14 protein-coding genes are annotated in these 16,063 nt (G+C 64.5%); 9 read left to right on the top strand and 5 right to left on the bottom strand.

Annotated elements, in window-relative coordinates:
* Nucleotides 1–12: 12 nt before the first annotated feature.
* Both BMW90_RS08175 and BMW90_RS08170 read right to left on the bottom strand, forming a co-directional pair.
* Complete coding sequence (locus BMW90_RS08175; protein WP_074836012.1) at nucleotides 13–1,134, bottom strand: ABC transporter ATP-binding protein; 1,122 nt, start codon at nucleotides 1,132–1,134, stop codon at nucleotides 13–15.
* A 62-nt stretch (nucleotides 1,135–1,196) separates the two neighbouring features.
* Nucleotides 1,197–2,282 (bottom strand): polyamine ABC transporter substrate-binding protein, encoded by a 1,086-nt coding sequence (locus tag BMW90_RS08170; protein ID WP_048533294.1) that lies wholly within the window; start codon nucleotides 2,280–2,282, stop codon nucleotides 1,197–1,199.
* A 146-nt stretch (nucleotides 2,283–2,428) separates the two neighbouring features.
* Between BMW90_RS08170 and BMW90_RS08165 the strand changes: the two genes are divergently transcribed.
* The 4 genes from BMW90_RS08165 (at nucleotide 2,429) to BMW90_RS08150 (ending at nucleotide 6,031) form a co-directional block, all read left to right on the top strand.
* Nucleotides 2,429–3,091, top strand: a complete 663-nt coding sequence (locus tag BMW90_RS08165; protein WP_074836010.1) for a GntR family transcriptional regulator — start codon at nucleotides 2,429–2,431, stop codon at nucleotides 3,089–3,091.
* An 85-nt stretch (nucleotides 3,092–3,176) separates the two neighbouring features.
* Nucleotides 3,177–4,571: an aspartate aminotransferase family protein gene (locus BMW90_RS08160; protein WP_074836009.1), complete on the top strand. Its 1,395-nt coding sequence runs from the start codon at nucleotides 3,177–3,179 to the stop codon at nucleotides 4,569–4,571.
* Complete coding sequence (locus BMW90_RS08155) at nucleotides 4,568–5,104, top strand: GNAT family N-acetyltransferase (RefSeq protein WP_170850523.1); 537 nt, start codon at nucleotides 4,568–4,570, stop codon at nucleotides 5,102–5,104. The genes BMW90_RS08160 and BMW90_RS08155 overlap by 4 nt, the downstream gene beginning before the upstream one ends.
* Nucleotides 5,105–5,200: 96 nt before the next feature.
* Nucleotides 5,201–6,031 carry a c-type cytochrome gene (locus BMW90_RS08150; protein WP_244526459.1) on the top strand — a complete coding sequence of 277 codons (831 nt, stop codon included), beginning with the start codon at nucleotides 5,201–5,203 and terminating at the stop codon, nucleotides 6,029–6,031.
* 115 nt (nucleotides 6,032–6,146) lie between these two features.
* On the opposite strand, the gene argE is transcribed toward BMW90_RS08150, so the two are convergent.
* Together argE and BMW90_RS08140 are read right to left on the bottom strand one after the other, a co-directional pair.
* Entirely contained in the window at nucleotides 6,147–7,292 is a 1,146-nt protein-coding gene (gene argE / locus BMW90_RS08145) for an acetylornithine deacetylase (RefSeq protein WP_048533290.1), read from the bottom strand.
* Nucleotides 7,289–8,482, bottom strand: coding sequence for a M24 family metallopeptidase (locus BMW90_RS08140; protein WP_048533289.1), 1,194 nt, complete (start codon nucleotides 8,480–8,482; stop codon nucleotides 7,289–7,291). The genes argE and BMW90_RS08140 overlap by 4 nt, the downstream gene beginning before the upstream one ends.
* Before the next feature lie 387 nt (nucleotides 8,483–8,869).
* Here BMW90_RS08140 and BMW90_RS08135 point away from each other — a divergent pair, with 387 nt between their 5' ends.
* The 5 genes from BMW90_RS08135 to BMW90_RS08115 all read left to right on the top strand — a co-directional run bounded on the left by BMW90_RS08135 (nucleotide 8,870) and on the right by BMW90_RS08115 (nucleotide 15,244).
* Nucleotides 8,870–9,973 carry an ABC transporter ATP-binding protein gene (locus tag BMW90_RS08135; RefSeq protein WP_048533288.1) on the top strand — a complete coding sequence of 368 codons (1,104 nt, stop codon included), beginning with the start codon at nucleotides 8,870–8,872 and terminating at the stop codon, nucleotides 9,971–9,973.
* A gap of 117 nt (nucleotides 9,974–10,090) precedes the next feature.
* Complete coding sequence (locus tag BMW90_RS08130; RefSeq protein WP_048533287.1) at nucleotides 10,091–11,230, top strand: extracellular solute-binding protein; 1,140 nt, start codon at nucleotides 10,091–10,093, stop codon at nucleotides 11,228–11,230.
* Between the two features lie 103 nt (nucleotides 11,231–11,333).
* Nucleotides 11,334–13,091 (top strand): ABC transporter permease, encoded by a 1,758-nt coding sequence (locus BMW90_RS08125; protein WP_083415995.1) that lies wholly within the window; start codon nucleotides 11,334–11,336, stop codon nucleotides 13,089–13,091.
* Between the two features lie 5 nt (nucleotides 13,092–13,096).
* A complete protein-coding gene (locus tag BMW90_RS08120; protein ID WP_074836007.1) occupies nucleotides 13,097–14,275 on the top strand; it encodes an ABC transporter permease in 1,179 nt (392 codons plus the stop codon).
* A gap of 180 nt (nucleotides 14,276–14,455) precedes the next feature.
* Nucleotides 14,456–15,244: an exodeoxyribonuclease III gene (locus tag BMW90_RS08115; protein ID WP_074836006.1), complete on the top strand. Its 789-nt coding sequence runs from the start codon at nucleotides 14,456–14,458 to the stop codon at nucleotides 15,242–15,244.
* 66 nt (nucleotides 15,245–15,310) lie between these two features.
* Here the strand turns inward: BMW90_RS08115 and BMW90_RS08110 are convergent, their stop codons facing one another.
* Nucleotides 15,311–15,952 (bottom strand): SGNH/GDSL hydrolase family protein, encoded by a 642-nt coding sequence (locus BMW90_RS08110; RefSeq protein WP_074836004.1) that lies wholly within the window; start codon nucleotides 15,950–15,952, stop codon nucleotides 15,311–15,313.
* Between the last annotated feature and the right edge of the window lie 111 nt (nucleotides 15,953–16,063).

Genomic DNA, 16,063 nt, shown 5'->3' with positions numbered 1-16,063 from the left:
CTGCCCCATCTCCTACTCCTCCAGCATCACGGCGGCGGTGTCGGTCCAGCTCAGCCAGACGTCGTCTTCCCAGGTCAGCGCGCGGCGTGACAACCGGCGGGTGTTGGCGGTCTGGGCCTTGATGATGCGTTCGCCCGGCACCCGGACGTGATAGGTGGAGAGATTGCCGAGATAGGCGATGTCATGCACCGTGCCGCGCACCTTGTTGCGGGTCTCGGGCTCCTCGGTGCTGATCGATATCTTTTCCGGCCGGATTGCAAGGTGACAGCTCTGGCCGTCGGAAAATCCGCGTGTCGTCTGGGCATGCAGCGGCGGCTGGCTTTCGGCCCAGGCGATGTCATAGCCATCGCCTTGCGGCGTAGCCACGCCGTTGATGATGTTCACTTCGCCAATGAAATCAGCCACATAGACCGAATTCGGCTGTTCGTAGATCTCCGAGGGCGTCGCCACCTGCACGATCCGGCCCTCGTCCATCACCGCCACGCGGGAGGCCACTGTCATCGCCTCTTCCTGGTCGTGGGTGACGATCACGAAGGTGGTGCCGGTCTTTTCCTGGATGTCGACCAGCTCGAACTGGGTCTGCTGGCGCAGCTTGGCATCGAGCGCGCCCAGCGGCTCGTCGAGCAGCAGCAGCTTGGGCGCCTTGGCCAGCGACCGCGCCAGCGCCACGCGCTGCCTCTGGCCGCCGGAAATCTGGTGCGGTTTGCGCTGGGCAAAACGTTCCAGCCGGGTCAGCCGCAGCATTTCAGCGACGCGGGCCTCGATCTCGTCCTTGGGTTTGCCCTCGCGTTTCAGGCCAAAGGCGATGTTGTCGAACACCGTCAGATGCGGAAACAGCGCGTAAGACTGGAACATCATGTTGACCGCGCGCTTGTTCGGCGGCACCCGCGACATGTCTTGCCCGGCGATGAGGATCTGGCCTTCGCTTGGCGTCTCGAACCCGGCCAGCATCCGCATCATCGTTGTCTTGCCACAGCCCGAGGGGCCGAGCAGGGCAAAGAATTCGCGGGCGTAGATGTCCTGGGTCAGGTTGTCGATGGCGGTGAAATCGCCAAACCGCTTGGTCACGCCCTTGAACTGGATCAATGGCTTTTCGTTCGGATCGGTCCAGGGGGCAAAGACGGGTTCGGCCATGATATCTCCTGCTCGCAGAAAAAAGGCCCGCGCCTTGCCAGGCGCGGGCCGCTTCGTCAGGCTCAGGTGCCGGACTTGATCTTGGTCCAGAGACGGGTGACCACGCGCTGTACCTTCGGCGGGTAGGGCGTGGTGGTATAGGTGTTGTCCATCGCCGCCGGCGTCGGATAGATCGCCGGATCGGTGATCACGTCCTCGGCCAGAAACTCCTGCGCGGCTAGGTTGCCGTTGGCGTAGTAGACGTAGTTCGACGCCGCCGCCATGTTCTGGGCATCCATGATGAAGTTCAGGAACGTGTGGGCGCCCTCGGGGTTCGGCGCATCGACCGGAATGGCCATCATGTCGAACCACATCTGCGCCCCTTCATTGGGTGCGAAATAGCCGATCTCGACGCCGTTGTCGGCCTCGGCCGCGCGGTCGCGTGCCTGAAGCACGTCGCCCGACCAGCCGACCGCGACGCAGATGTCGCCATTGGCCAGCGCATTGATGTATTCCGAGGAATGGAACTTCTGGATAAAGGGCCGGACCGGTTCATAGACCGCTTCCGCCTTGGCGATCACCTCGGGGTCATGGCTGTCGGGGTCTTCGCCGATGTAGTTCAGCGCCGCCGGGATCATCTCTGCCGGAGCGTCGAGGAAATGCACGCCGCACTCGGCCAGCTTTTCCATGTTCTCCGCCTTGAATACCAGATCCCAGCTGTCGACCGGGGCATCCTCGCCCAGCACTTCGCGCACCTTGCCGAGGTTCACCCCAAGCCCGGTGGTGCCCCACATGTAGTTGATCGCATGGGCGTTTTCGGGGTCGTATTTCGCGGTACGATCCGAGATCACATCCCACATGTTGTCGAGATTGGAGAGCTTCGACTTGTCGAGCGGCTGAAAGGCGCCGGCCGCGATCTGCCGTTGCAGGAAGGTGCCGGTGGGCACCACAACGTCATAACCCGAGCCGCCGGCCAGCATCTTGGTCTCGAGCACCTCGTTGCTGTCGAAGACGTCATAGACCAGCTCGAGCCCGGTCTCCTGTTCGAATTTCTCCAGCAGGGCCTCGTCGATGTAATCCGACCAGTTGTAGACCCGGACCTCTTCCGCCGCCGCCATCGAGGCGCCAAGCGCCAGCGCCGCGGTGCAGAGCATGAGTGCATTCTTCATATTTGACTCCCGTTGGGTTCTGGCGGTCATTTTGCTTGCCACCTTCCCTTGATTTGATCAAATTATGCCGTATCAGGCAATATGGAAATGCTGCATCGGGCGCGGTAAAGTCGCAAGACCCCATAAGATGGTGATAAATTGAGCGCATGAACCAGATCGACACCCAGCCAGACAAGCCCGGGCTGCCGGCGCATGAACGGGTTTACCGGCAATTGCGGGCGCTGCTGCTGTTTGGCGAAATGCCGCCCGGCGCCCCGATCACCATCCAGGGGCTGACCGCCCGGCTCGACGCCGGCATGACGCCGGTGCGCGAGGCGATCCGCCGGCTGACCGCCGAGGGCGCCCTGACCTTTCAGGGCAACCGCCGGGTCTGTGTGCCGCGGCTCGATGCCGGAGCGGTGAGCGAGCTGATCCACGCCCGGGTGGCGATCGAGCCGGAGCTGGCGCGACGCGCCTGCGGCTTTGCGACGGCAGAGGATATCGCCGACCTGCGCGCCATCGACGACCGGCTCGACGCCGCCATCAACAGCGGCGACGTGCGCGGCTATCTCGAGGAAAACTACCGCTTTCACGCCGGCCTGAACGCCCTGGCCGGGGCACCGATCCTGCTCGATCTGGCCGAGGGGCTCTGGCTGCGTTTTGGCCCCTCGCTGCGGGTGGTCTGTGGCCGCTACGGCACCCAGAGCCTGCCCGATCAGCACAAGGCGATTCTCGCCGCGCTGGCGGCCGGCGATACCGAAGCCGTGGCCCGCGCGATGGAGGATGACGTGCGTCAGGGCATGGAACATATCCAGCAATCGGTGGAATGACGCGCCGGCGGCGCTCGATTCGATTGACAGCGGATAATTTGATCATATTCTCTCCGCAAACCATGGCGCGCGAGGAGTGAGCCCGATGAACATGATCACCAATCACCTTCCGACCGAAGAGCTTCAGGCGCTGGACGCCGCCCATCACATGCACCCGTTTACCGAGGGCGAGGGGCTGGCGGAAAAGGGCGCGCGGGTCATCACGCGCGCCAACGGGGTCTGGATCACCGACAGCGACGGGCAGGAGATCCTCGACGGTATGGCCGGGCTCTGGTGCGTGGCCATCGGCTATGGCCGGGACGAGCTGGCCGAGGTGGCGGCGCGGCAGATGCGCGAGCTGCCGTTCTACAACACCTTCTTTCAGACCACCCATGTGCCCGCCATCGCGCTGGCGAAAAAGCTGGCCGAACTGGCGCCGGATGATCTCAACCATGTGTTCTTTGCCGGCTCCGGCTCCGAAGCGAATGACACCAACATCCGCATGGTGCGCCACTACTGGGCGATGAAGGGCCAGCCGGAACGCAACATCATCCTGTCGCGCAAGAATGCTTATCATGGCTCCTCCATGGGCTCCGGCTCGCTGGGCGGCATGGCGGGCATGCATGCCCAGGGCGGCCTGCCGATCCCCGACATCCACCACATCAACCAGCCCAACTGGTGGGCCGAGGGCGGCGACAGCGATCCGGCCGACTTCGGCCTCGCCCGCGCGCGCGAGCTGGAAACGGCGATCAAGGAGCATGGGCCCGAGCGCGTGGCGGCCTTTATCGGCGAGCCGGTGCAGGGCGCCGGCGGGGTGATCGTGCCGCCCGAGACCTACTGGCCGGAAATCCAGCGTATCTGCGACCACTACGGCATCCTGCTGATCGCCGACGAGGTGATCTGCGGTTTTGGCCGCACCGGCAACTGGTTCGGGTCGCAGACCATGGGCATCCGGCCGCATATCATGACCGTGGCCAAGGGGCTCAGCTCGGGCTATGCGCCGATCGGCGCCTCGATTGTCTGTGACGAGGTCGCCCAGACCATTGCCAAGGACGAGTTCAACCACGGCTACACCTATTCCGGCCATCCCGTCGCCGCCGCGGTGGCGCTGGAGAACCTGCGCATTCTCGAAGAGGAAAAGGTGGTTGAGCATGTGCGCGATGTGGCGGGGCCATATCTGAAAGAAAAATGGCAGGCGCTGGAAGATCACCCGCTGGTCGGTGAAGCCCGGATCGTCGGGTTGATGGGGTCGATCGCGCTGACGCCCGACAAGGCCAGCCGTGCGGGGTTTGCCGGCGAAGCGGGGACGGTGGGTTATATCTGCCGCGAACGCTGTTTCGCCAACAACCTGGTGATGCGCCATGTTGGCGACCGGATGATCATCGCCCCGCCGCTGGTGATCACCCGCGACGAGATCGACATCCTGATCGACCGCGCCCGCAAGTCGCTCGACGAGACCTATGAGAAAATCCGCAAGGACGGGCTCTGGGCGGCGGCGTGACCGGGCCAGACTTTGACTTTGCACCGGTCCTGACCGGCGAGACGCTGCACCTGCGGCCCTTGCGGGCGGAGGACCGGGACGGGCTCTACCGCGCGGCCCGCGATCCGCTGATCTGGGCCGGGCATCCGGCCAGGACGCGGCATGAGCGGGCGGCCTTCGACCCCTATTTCGATTTTCTTCGCACTGCGGGCGGCACGCTGGCGGTGACCGACCGGCGCAACGGGGCGATCATCGGCGCCTCGCGATTTTACGAGGTGGCCGAACGCCCCGGCACCATGGCCATCGGCTTTACTTTCCTGACCCGCGCCCATTGGGGCGGGGCGGCCAATCGCGAGATGAAGGTGCTGATGTTTGCTCATGTGTTCCGCTGGTTTGATGCGGTCTGGCTCGATATCGGCGTCGACAACCTGCGTTCGCAACGCGCCGCCGAGAAGATCGGCGCCCGGCGCATGGGCGCGGCGCGGTTGAGCATCGGCGTCCAGCCCGCGGACTACCTCTGCTATCGCATGCGCCGACAGGATTGGCCGGGCTGAGGCGGCCGCCATCCGGGCGCCGGGATTCGCGCGGCTTGGGGTAAACTCCGGGTGCGGCTCTGATTCGAGCCGCGCATTTCAAAAAGGAGATTAGCCGTGCGACACGTCGTATCTGCCATGTTTCTTGCAAGTCTGGCCGGTCTGGCCGGTGCCGAGGGTCATATGGACCGCGGAGAATACCTTGTCACCACCGTGATGGCCTGCGGCAATTGCCACACGCCGATGGGCCCGCAGGGCCCGATTGCCGATCAGGCGCTGGCCGGGCGCCTGGTGGAAAAGAACCCGATGTTCACCGCCATCGCGCCCAATATCACCCCGGCGGGCCGGGTGTCGGACTGGTCCGACGAGGCCCTCGCCCGGGCGATCCGCGAAGGCCTGCGCCCGGATGGCACGGTGATCGGACCGCCGATGCCGATGCTGCTCTATCGTCATATTTCCGACGATGACCTGGCGGCTGTCGTGGCCTATCTGCGCCGGGTTCCTGCGGTCGAGGCCGACCCCGGGACCTCGGAATACAACATGCCGCTGCCGCCGGCCTACGGCCCGCCGATCGACAGCGTCGGCGCGCCGGCCGCCGCGGTGAACGCGGAGTACGGCGAATATGTCGCGCAGCTGGCCCATTGCATGGAATGCCACAGCCCGATGACGCCGCAAGGCCCCGATCTGGGCGCGAACATGGGGCGTGGCGGCTTTGAGTTTCACGGGCCCTGGGGCACCTCGGTCTCGGCCAATCTGACCCACCACGACGACGGGCTGGCGGGCTATTCCGATGCCGAGATCAAGACCATGATCACCCAAGGCGTGCGGCCCGATGGCGAGCGGATGATGCCGCCGATGCCCTACGGCCAGTTCGCCGGCATGACGGATCAGGATCTCGATGCCCTCGTCGTCTATCTGCGTGCACTCCCGGGCCAGCCCGACCTCTGAGCGGTGGCGCGCGCGGCCCAGGCGGCGCGCGCGCCTGCACCCTTTCGGCGGCGAGGGGCCAGCCCCTCGCGCTCCCCGCGGTATTTGCAGCAAGAGGAAGGGGCGGCGGGGCACCTCATACCAGCCGGTCGAGCATGTCGAGGCAGGCCTGCATCTGGGCGACGGTGATGTATTCGTTTGCCATATGCGCCTGTTCGATCGAGCCGGGACCGCAGACGATGACATCGGCGCCGAGGCTCTGGAACAGACCCGCTTCGGTGCCGAAGGCCACCAGATCGGTGCCGTTGGCGCCGGTGAGCCGGGCCACCAGATCGCGGGCGGCGTTGAGCTCCATCGGTTCCAGGCCGGGGATTTCGCCGATGGTCTCGACGGTGATGTCGGCCTCGGGGTCGACGGCCTGCATCGCCGGTTTCAGCACGGCATCGACATAGCGCGTCATCTCGGCCTTGACGAAATCGGCGTCGCCCCAATGCACCGGGCGCATGTCCCATTCCACTTCGGCCAGGGCGGCAATGACGTTGTGGGCATGGCCGCCGTGGATGCCGCCGATGTTGATCGTGCTCCAGGGCGGGTCGAAGCGGCTCAGGGCCGGGGTGCGCGCCTTGAGCTCTTCGCGCAGCTCCAGCAGCCGCATGGCGTAGCGGGCGGCATATTCGGCGGCGTTGACCCCTCGGTCCGGCGCCGAGCCGTGGCCCTCGAGGCCGCGAAAGCGGGCGGTGTATTCGCAACAGCCCTTGTGGCCTTCGATGATGCGCATCGAGGTCGGTTCGCCGACAATGGCCATGTCGGGGCGGATTTCCATTTCCCGCAGCGAGGTGACCAGCGCCTGGCCGCCGAGACAGCCGACCTCTTCGTCATAGGTAAAGGCGAAATGCACCGGGCGGGTCAGCGGGCGCCGGGCATATTCCTCGGCCATCACCATGGCGCAGGCGATAAAGCCCTTCATGTCGCAGGTGCCGCGGCCGAAAAGCGCGCCTTCCTTTTCGACCATCTCGAAGGGGTCGCTGTCCCAGGGCTGTTCGACCACCGGCACCACGTCGGTATGGCCCGAAAGCATCAGCCCGCCGTCGCCCTCGGGGCCCAGCGTGGCAAAGAGATTGGCCTTGCCACCGCTGTCGTCCCCCAGCACCCGCACCCGGGCGCCGACATGTTCCAGCCGGTTGGCCAGGTGGTCGATCAGCGCCAGGTTGCTGTCGGCCGAGACGGTGGGAAAGGCGATCAGCTCGCCCAGCAATTCGGTACTTGATCTGAGGTGGCTCATTTCACCACCACGTCGCGCGGGCGGTTGCAGAGCGGTTCGGCCGGGCCGTCGGGGGTGATCAGGATCGATTCGGTGATCTCCAGCCCCCAATCCTCCATCCAGAGGCCGGGCATGAAATGGAAGGTCATGCCCGGCTCCAGCACGGTCTCGTCCTCGGCGCGGAGCGAGATCGTGCGTTCGCCCCAGTCGGGCGGATAGGACAGGCCGATGGGATAGCCGCAGCGGGCGGCGCGCTTGATGTCGGATTTGCCCAGTTCGTCGGCCAGCGCCTCGGCCACGTCACAGGCGCGGTTGCCGGCACGGGCCATGTCGATCCCGGCCTCGAGCCCGCGCAGGAGCGCCTCTTCGGCGCGTTTGAGGAAATCCGGCGGCGTGCCGAGAAAGATCGTGCGGCAGAGCGGCGCGTGGTAGCGGCGGTAGCAGCCCGAGATCTCGAAGAAGGTGGCCTCGCCGCCGGCGAAGGGCCGGCCGTTCCAGGTCAGATGCGGCGCGGCGGCGTCGGGGCCGGAGGGCAGCAGCGGCACGATCGCCGGGTAGTCGCCCCAATGCCCCTCGGCCCCGGTCACCGCATCGGCCATGGCGGCGGCCACCACCTCGTTCTTGGGCACGCCGAGGGCGGTGCGCTCCATCAGCCCGTCGATGATCTTTTCGCTGATCCGCGCGGCGCGGCGCATGAAGGTCAGCTCTTCGTCGGATTTCACCGCCCGGCACCAGTTGACCAGCGCCGTGGCATCGGCAAATGCGCATTGCGGCAGGGCCGAGAGCAGCTCGGCATGGGCCTTGGCGGAATAGTAGTAGTTCTCCATCTCCACCCCGATGCAGGCGGCCGACAGTTCGAGATCGCCAAAACGCACCGCGAGATCCTGCATCGGGTGCATCTCGGTCGATTGCACGAAGTGATCGGCATAGCCCATCACCCGGTCGTCGGCCATCCAGACGGTGCGCAGGGCGCCATTGGCATCCTGCGCCCGGCCCCACCAGATCGGATCGGCATCGGGCAACACGATCACCGCCTGATGCACGTAAAACGACCAGCCGTCATAGGCGGTGAGCCAGGCCATGTTCGACGGATCGGTGACCAGCAGCGCATCGAGCTCGCGTTCGGCCATGGCAGCGCGCACCTTGGTCAACCGGCGGGCATATTCCGCCTGAGTGAACGGGATGTCCTTGGCAAAGCGGTGGTCTGACATGGCACTTCCTTCCTACTAACTGTGTACGGACCTTGGCCTGCAAGCCGCGTTGGCTGCGTGCCGGAAAACGACATTTCACCTCGCTTTTGGGCGCAATACATTCTTGGTCGCCTGTGTGAGTCGAGCCGGTTCCGTGCCGGATTCCGAAGCGTATGCCACAAGATTGAGCGGACTAATGTCCAGTGAAATCCTGACAGTGCAGGAAAAATTCCCCGAACTGTGCAAATTCGAGTTCGCTTTGCCTTATACGTGCCTGATATTCAGTCAATTGTCCCGCGATGGCGGGAACGTCCCCTAAAGTGTCGCAACTCAGTTGCAGTCGGGGGGATTGCGCGTTTTACTCTGTTACAAAGGGATCAACCCTTGCAAAATAACAGGGAGCCAATTTTGGCAGACGCTTCAGCGAACGGCGCATTCGTCGAATTCGAACGGGTGCAGAAAAGCTATGATGGCGAAACGCTCGTCGTCAAAGATCTCAACCTCTCGATGCCGAAAGGCGAGTTTCTGACCATGCTCGGGCCGTCGGGCTCCGGCAAGACCACCTGCCTGATGATGCTGGCCGGGTTCGAGACCGCCACCCATGGCGACATCCGCCTCGATGGCACCTCGATCAACAACATTCCGCCGCACAAGCGCGGCATCGGCATGGTGTTTCAGAACTACGCGCTGTTTCCGCATATGACGATCGCCGAGAACCTCGCCTTTCCGCTCGAGGTGCGCAAGATCGGCAAGGCCAAGCGCGAGGAAAAGGTCAAACGCGCGCTCGACATGGTCGAGATGGGCGATTTCGGTGGCCGCCGTCCGGCGCAATTGTCCGGCGGGCAGCAGCAGCGGGTCGCTCTGGCCCGCGCGCTGGTGTTCGAGCCCGAGCTGGTGCTGATGGACGAACCGCTGGGCGCGCTCGACAAGCAGCTGCGTGAAAAGATGCAGTTCGAGATCACCGATCTGGCGCACCGGCTGGGGATCACCACGGTCTATGTCACCCACGACCAGACCGAGGCGCTGACCATGTCGGACCGGGTCGCGGTGTTCGACGACGGCCGCATCCAGCAGCTGGCGCCGCCGGATCAGCTTTATGAAGAGCCGGAAAACAGCTTCGTGGCCCAGTTCATCGGCGAGAACAACACGCTGGAAGGCACGATCAAGGAAATCAAGGGCGGCCTGGCGCTGGTGCAGCTTGACGATGGCGGGCTGATCGACTGCAAGCCGATCAACGTCAGCGAGATCGGGCAACGCACCCGGGTCTCGATCCGGCCGGAGCGGGTGGAGTTCAACCCCGCGCGGTTGAGCGACGATGCCCATACGCTCAAGGCCGAGGTGCTCGAGTTCATCTACATGGGCGACATCTTCCGCACGCGGCTGCGGGTGGCGGGCAACAACGATTTCATCGTCAAGACGCGCAATGCGCCCGGCCAGGTGCGGCTCAAACCCGGCGAGCAGGTCGAGATCGGCTGGTTGCCCGAGGATTGCCGCGCGCTCGACGCCGCCTGACGAATACATCGCGCAGACCGGCAACGGCGCTGCGCTTCAGGGATGCGGTCCGGCTTGGCGTCACCCGTCGCGTACCGGCCCGCACAGTACAGCAACGGGTGAATCAGGGAGCTATAAATGAAACGTACCAAATTACTTCTGGCCACTTCCGTTCTGACGGCTGTCGGCGGCATCAGTTTCGCCGCCTCGCACAGCGAGATGGAAGCCTGTGAGGACTGCGCCAACGACATGACGCTGGTCAGCTGGGGCGGCGCCTATCAGGCCTCGCAAACCAAGGCCTACGCCGAACCCTACATGGAAATGTTCCCCGAGGTCTCCGTGGCCTGGGACGAAAGCTCGGCCGAGGCCGTGGCCAAGCTGCGCGCCATGAACGAAGCGGGCAACGTGACCTGGGATCTCGTCGACGTGGTGGCCTCGGACGCCATCCGTCTCTGCGACGAAGGCCTGGCGATGGAAATCGACCCGGACGAAGACCTGGCCGCCGCGCCTGACGGCACCTCGGCCGAGGACGATTTCGGCGATCTGCTGGTGTCGGATTGCTTCATTCCGCAGATCGTTTATTCGACCACCTTCGGTTATCGCACCGACCTGGTGCCGGATGGTGTCGAACCGCCCTCCGACATCTGCTCGGTCTTCGACCTGGAAACCTATCCGGGCAAGCGGTCGCTCGAGAAACGCCCGATCAACAACATGGAATGGGCGCTGCTCTGTGACGGCGTGGCCAAGGAAGACGTCTACGACGTTCTGGAAACCGACGAAGGCCAGGAACAGGCGCTGGCCAAGCTCGACACCATCAAGGATCAGGTTGTCTGGTGGTCCGCCGGTGCCGACACGCCTCAGCTTCTCGCCGATGGCGAGGTCTTCATGGGCTCGACCTACAACGGCCGTCTGTTCTCGGTGATCGAAGAGCAGGATCAGCCGGTTGCGATGATGTGGGACGCGCAGGTCTTTGACCTCGACGGCTGGATCATCCCCGAGGGTCTGCCCGAAGACCGCCTGAACCGCGTCAAGCACTTCGTCAAGTTCGCCACCGACACCCAGCGTCTGGCGGATCAGGCCAAGTACATCTCTTATGGCCCGGCGCGTGAAAGCTCGGCGCCGCTGGTCGGCCAGCACGCCGAACTGGGCATCGAGATGGGTCCGCACATGCCGACCGATCCGGCGAACGCCACCAACACCTTCCTCTACAACTACGAATGGTGGGCGGATTACCGCGACGACATCGACGCCAAATTCCAGGCGTGGCTGGCGCAATAAGCGCCCCGTCTGAACACCAAGCGGAAGGGCCGGATGCGGCCCTTCCGCCCCGACAGAAACGCGCGACCGCCACAGGCTGGGCTCGCGGCAGAGGGAAAGACAGATGAGCGATCTCAAGAGCACCGGTCCCCAGACCATGGATGCGCCGACGCCGGAAGACGCGTTGCACGAAGCCAAGGCGCTGAACGCCGAGGATCACCGCGACGCCAGCGGGCGATTGGTGACGGCGGACGGCCGATCGCTGAAATCCTCGCTGAACCGGGCGCTGCGGTTGCAGAAGGCGCGCGCCATGATGCTGATCGCCCCGCTTTTGATCTTCGTTCTGGTCACCTTCATCGCGCCGATCGCCTCGATGCTGTTCCGCTCGGTCGAAAACGAGATCGTTGCCAACACCCTGCCACTGACCACCGACCGGCTGGAAAGCTGGGATGCCACTCAGGGCGAGCTGCCGCCGGAAGCGGTGTTTCAGGACCTGTTTTTCGATCTGTTCCTCGCCGCCGAGGCCAAGGAACACACCAAGCTCGGCACCCGGTTGAACTATGAAAGCACCGGCGTCTCGTCGCTGTTCCGGCAATCCGGCCGGCGGCTCGACGACATTGGCGAGGCTTACCAAGACCCGCTCGAAGACCTCAACGAAGCCTGGAAAGAGGGCGCCGTCTGGTTCGAGCTGATGTCGGGCCAAGGCCAGACCTCTGACGGCGTCGTCACCAACCAGATCGACCGTTTCAACAAGCTGACCTCTTCGAACCTGCGGGGCGACATCGGCTTTGCCCCCTCCGAAGAGATCGCGGCGCTGCTGCCGAAAACCACCCGCGCCTATACTGCATGGGCGGTGTTCACCGTATTCGAAGACGAGGATGTGGTGGCCGCCGAAGACCCCTGGGAAGCGGTCTATGCCGCCCTGGCGCTCGACCTTCAGAGCCCCGGCGCGGCCGACAGGATCGCGGCCTATGACGGCCCGCAGGCCGAACTCCTGCAAGAGGCTGCCGCCAACCTCGAGATTCTGCCGGAAGCCGATTTCACCGCCGCCTTCCTCGACATCGACGAGGACTGGGGCGACATCAACCGCTGGGAGACCTTCCAGGTCTACAGCCCGAAATACACCGACGGCTATTTCCTGAATTCGGTCGACCTGCAAAAGACGCCCGACGGCTTCGAGGCGCGGCCCGAAAACGAACGCATCTACATCACCCTGTTCCAGCGCACGATCTTCATGTCGCTGGTGATTACCGGCTCCTGCATCCTGCTGGGCTATCCGGTGGCCTGGATCCTGGCCAACCTGCCGACGCGCACCGCCAACCTGCTGATGATCCTGGTGCTGCTGCCGTTCTGGACCTCGCTTCTGGTGCGGACCTCGGCGTGGAAAGTGATGCTGCAACAGCAGGGGGTGATCAACGACGTGCTGGTCTGGCTCGGACTGGTCGGCGACGGATCGCGGCTGGTGATGATCAACAACCAGTTCGGCACCATCGTGGCGATGACCCACATTCTGCTGCCGTTCATGATTCTGCCGATGTATTCGGTGATGCAGACCATCCAGCCGTCTTATCTGCGCGCCGCCAAATCACTGGGCGCGACCAACTGGACAGCCTTCTGGCGGGTTTATTTCCCGCAATCGGTGCCGGGCATCGGCGCCGGGTCGATCCTCGTCTTCATCCTGTCGATCGGCTATTACATCACGCCCGAAATCGTCGGCGGCACCAAGGGTGTCTTCATCTCGAACCGGATTGCCTATCACATCTCGTCATCGCTCAACTGGGGCCTTGCGGCGGCGCTGGGCACGATCCTCTTTGTGGTCGTCCTGGTCCTCTACTGGGCCTATGACAAGATTGTCGGCATCGACAACGTGAAGCTGGGGTAAGCGACATGGCAGCACTGACACCGATCGAACCCAAGCCGTTTTCCTTTGTCGGGCCCGTCATGGCCGGCGTCGGCGGCTTCATGGGCCTGCTGGTGGGCATCGCCAACGACGCCGGGCTGATTGGCCTGATCGTCGGCGCGGCGCTTCTGGCCGGGGTGGCTTTTGTCTTCACCCAGATGTGGCGGCAGGAAAAACCGGCGAAATGGATCCTGATTGCCGGCTTCGGCCTTGGCGGGTTCCTGATGGGCGGGGTTTCGGCGGCCATCATGGGGCTGCTGTTTGGCTGGTTCGTCGGCTGGTTCCTGTTCTGGATCGCCGAAGGCCGCTACCGCGCCAAGCTGGTGCCCTATCTCACTGCGGGGCAGGTGCTCTGGCATTATGCCTTCCGGGTGATCTGCGGCGCGATCTTCATCTTTCTGATCACGCCGATCATCGTGGTCATGCCGCTGAGCTTCAACGCCGAGGATTTCTTTACCTTCACGCCCGAAATGCTGCGGTTGGACCCAGAGGGTTATTCGCTGAAACACTACCGCGATTTCCTGACCAACTCGGAATGGACCGGCGCGGTGTGGAACTCGGTCAAGATCGCACCGGTGGCGACGCTGATCTCGGTCTCCCTGGGCACCCTGGCGGCAATCGGGCTGAGCCAGAGCCACGTGCCGGGCAAACGGACGATCATGGCGATCCTGATCTCGCCGATGATCGTGCCGCTGATCATCTCGGCCACGGGCATGTATTTCTTCTATTCCTCGATCGGCATCCAGGGCACCTATTGGGGCATCGTGCTGGCCCACGCCGTGCTGGGCATTCCCTTCGTCATCATCACCGTGACCGCCACGTTGGTCAGCTTCGACAATTCGCTGACCCGGGCGGCGGCCAACATGGGGGCCGATCCGGTGACCACGTTTTTCCGGGTGCAGATGCCGCTGATCCTGCCTGGCGTGATCTCGGGCGGGCTGTTTGCCTTCATCACCTCCTTCGACGAGGTGGTGGTGGTGATCTTCCTCGGCTCGGCTGAGTGGCAGACCCTGCCGTGGCAGATGTTCACCGGACTGCGCGAGCAGATCTCGCCGACCATCCTGGCGGCCGCGACGATCCTCGTGGCGATCTCCATCGGGTTGCTGTCGACGGTGGAAATCCTGCGGCGCCGGTCCGAGCGGCTTCGGGGCATGTCGCCGTCGTAAGAAGGGCGCGGGGCGGGTTCTTGACCCGCCTTGGCGCAAGCGGCGGGTTGCAAACCCAGCCTGCGGAGCGGCGGACCTGTCCCGCCCGGGAGAGGGCCGGGCAGCCACCGACTCTGGCTCTTGCAACCCGTGGCGTGACCGGTCATTCTCCGCCAGCCTTTCACGTCTCGGAGCCGCCTCATGTCATTTTCCCTCGCCACCTGGAACATCAATTCCGTCCGCCTGCGGGCGGGGCTGGTGGAGCGGCTCCTGACCGAAGAGGCGCCGGATGTGCTCTGCCTTCAGGAATGCAAGAGCCCGGTCGAGAAGATCCCCGTGGCGCAGTTCCAGGCGCTGGGCTACCGCCATGTCGTGGCGCGCGGCCAGAAGGGCTATAACGGCGTCGCCATCCTGTCGAAACTGCCGATCGAGGATGTGGGAGACAAGGATTTCGCCGCCCTGGGCCACGCCCGCCATGTGGCGGCCAGGCTGGAAAACGGCGTTACCATCCACAACTTCTATGTCCCCGCCGGCGGCGACAAGCCCGACCGCGAGATCAACGAGAAATTCGGCCAGAAACTCGACTATCTGACCGAGATGCGCGACTGGTTCCGCGCCGAGCCCCCGGAAAAGGCAATTCTGGTGGGCGATCTCAACATCGCCCCGCGTGAGGATGACGTCTGGGACCACAAGAAGCTTCTGAAAGTGGTGTCGCATACGCCGATCGAGGTCGAGCATCTGGGCGAGACCCAGGATGCCGGCGGCTGGGTCGACATCACCCGCAAGGACATTCCCCAAGGCAATCTCTACAGCTGGTGGTCCTATCGCTCGCCCGACTGGGACAACGCCGACAAGGGCCGCAGGCTCGATCACGTCTGGGCCACGCCCGATATCGCCAGCGCCGGCCATTCCAGCCGCATCCTGCGGCCGGTGCGCGGCTGGCAGCAGCCATCGGACCATGCGCCGGTCTTCGCCAGCTTCGATCTCTGACCACGCGCCGGAACTTCGCCCCGCCCTGGGCGGGGGAGGCCCCGGATCAGGTCCGGGGCGGGCGCGCTACCCCATGGCGCGGACCACCTCGGCCAGCGCCGCGCCAAGCGTTTGATGCGCCTCCGGCTCGAAATGCACGCCGTCGACCGCGCTGGTTGCGATCACCGAGCCGGCATCGAAAAACGCCAGCCCGCGGGCCTCGGCCACGGCCCGGTAAGATGCGGCAAGCGCGGGCCCGTGCATCTCGGCGCCAAGGAAATCGGCCCGGAGCGGTTCGGTCTCCTGGACCGCTGGCGGGCAGATCACCAGCACCTGCATGCCGGGATGGCGCGCCAGCATGTCTCGGTGCAGCGCAATGTCGAGCAGCCCGGCCAGCCCTGCGGTGATCCGCGCCGGGCTGGGTTGAAACCGGTGCTTGAGGTCATTGGTGCCCAGCATGAGCGCCAGCACGTCGACCGGCCCATGCGAGGCCAGTGCGATCTTCAGCCCCTCCTGACCGTTCATGTGGGCGCCCATCACCGGGTCGCCCATCTGCGTCGTACGCCCCGGCAGGCCTTCCTCCACCAGCTCCCAGCCTGCGCCGAGCCCGGCCGCCATCACCCGCGGCCAGCGAATGTCGGGGCCGAAGCGGCGGGATTCGCCCGGGGTGAGGATTGGCATGGTGCCATGGGTGTTGCTGTCGCCGAAGGTGAGAACGATGCGCGCCATCTCTTGCCCTTTCACATTTGCCGCGCGCGATGCTAGATAGCCGGCAAGTCAAGGTAAACCGCCGTGTGGCTTGCAGCCGGCGCGGCAAGGCCCATATCAGGCGCAACACGC

The organism is Marinovum algicola, assembly GCF_900109145.1.
Taxonomy (GTDB): domain Bacteria; phylum Pseudomonadota; class Alphaproteobacteria; order Rhodobacterales; family Rhodobacteraceae; genus Marinovum; species Marinovum algicola.
Note: the sequence above shows the minus strand (reverse complement) of the source record. Positions and strands in the feature narration are given on the sequence as shown.

Coding starts and splice junctions, on each gene's coding strand:
- BMW90_RS08175 (WP_074836012.1), bottom strand. CDS start 1,134: ATGGCCGAACCCGTCTTTGCCCCCTGGACCGATCCGAACGAAAAGCCA.
- BMW90_RS08170 (WP_048533294.1), bottom strand. CDS start 2,282: ATGAAGAATGCACTCATGCTCTGCACCGCGGCGCTGGCGCTTGGCGCC.
- BMW90_RS08165 (WP_074836010.1), top strand. CDS start 2,429: ATGAACCAGATCGACACCCAGCCAGACAAGCCCGGGCTGCCGGCGCAT.
- BMW90_RS08160 (WP_074836009.1), top strand. CDS start 3,177: ATGAACATGATCACCAATCACCTTCCGACCGAAGAGCTTCAGGCGCTG.
- argE (WP_048533290.1), bottom strand. CDS start 7,292: ATGAGCCACCTCAGATCAAGTACCGAATTGCTGGGCGAGCTGATCGCC.
- BMW90_RS08140 (WP_048533289.1), bottom strand. CDS start 8,482: ATGTCAGACCACCGCTTTGCCAAGGACATCCCGTTCACTCAGGCGGAA.
- BMW90_RS08130 (WP_048533287.1), top strand. CDS start 10,091: ATGAAACGTACCAAATTACTTCTGGCCACTTCCGTTCTGACGGCTGTC.
- BMW90_RS08125 (WP_083415995.1), top strand. CDS start 11,334: ATGAGCGATCTCAAGAGCACCGGTCCCCAGACCATGGATGCGCCGACG.
- BMW90_RS08120 (WP_074836007.1), top strand. CDS start 13,097: ATGGCAGCACTGACACCGATCGAACCCAAGCCGTTTTCCTTTGTCGGG.
- BMW90_RS08115 (WP_074836006.1), top strand. CDS start 14,456: ATGTCATTTTCCCTCGCCACCTGGAACATCAATTCCGTCCGCCTGCGG.
- BMW90_RS08110 (WP_074836004.1), bottom strand. CDS start 15,952: ATGGCGCGCATCGTTCTCACCTTCGGCGACAGCAACACCCATGGCACC.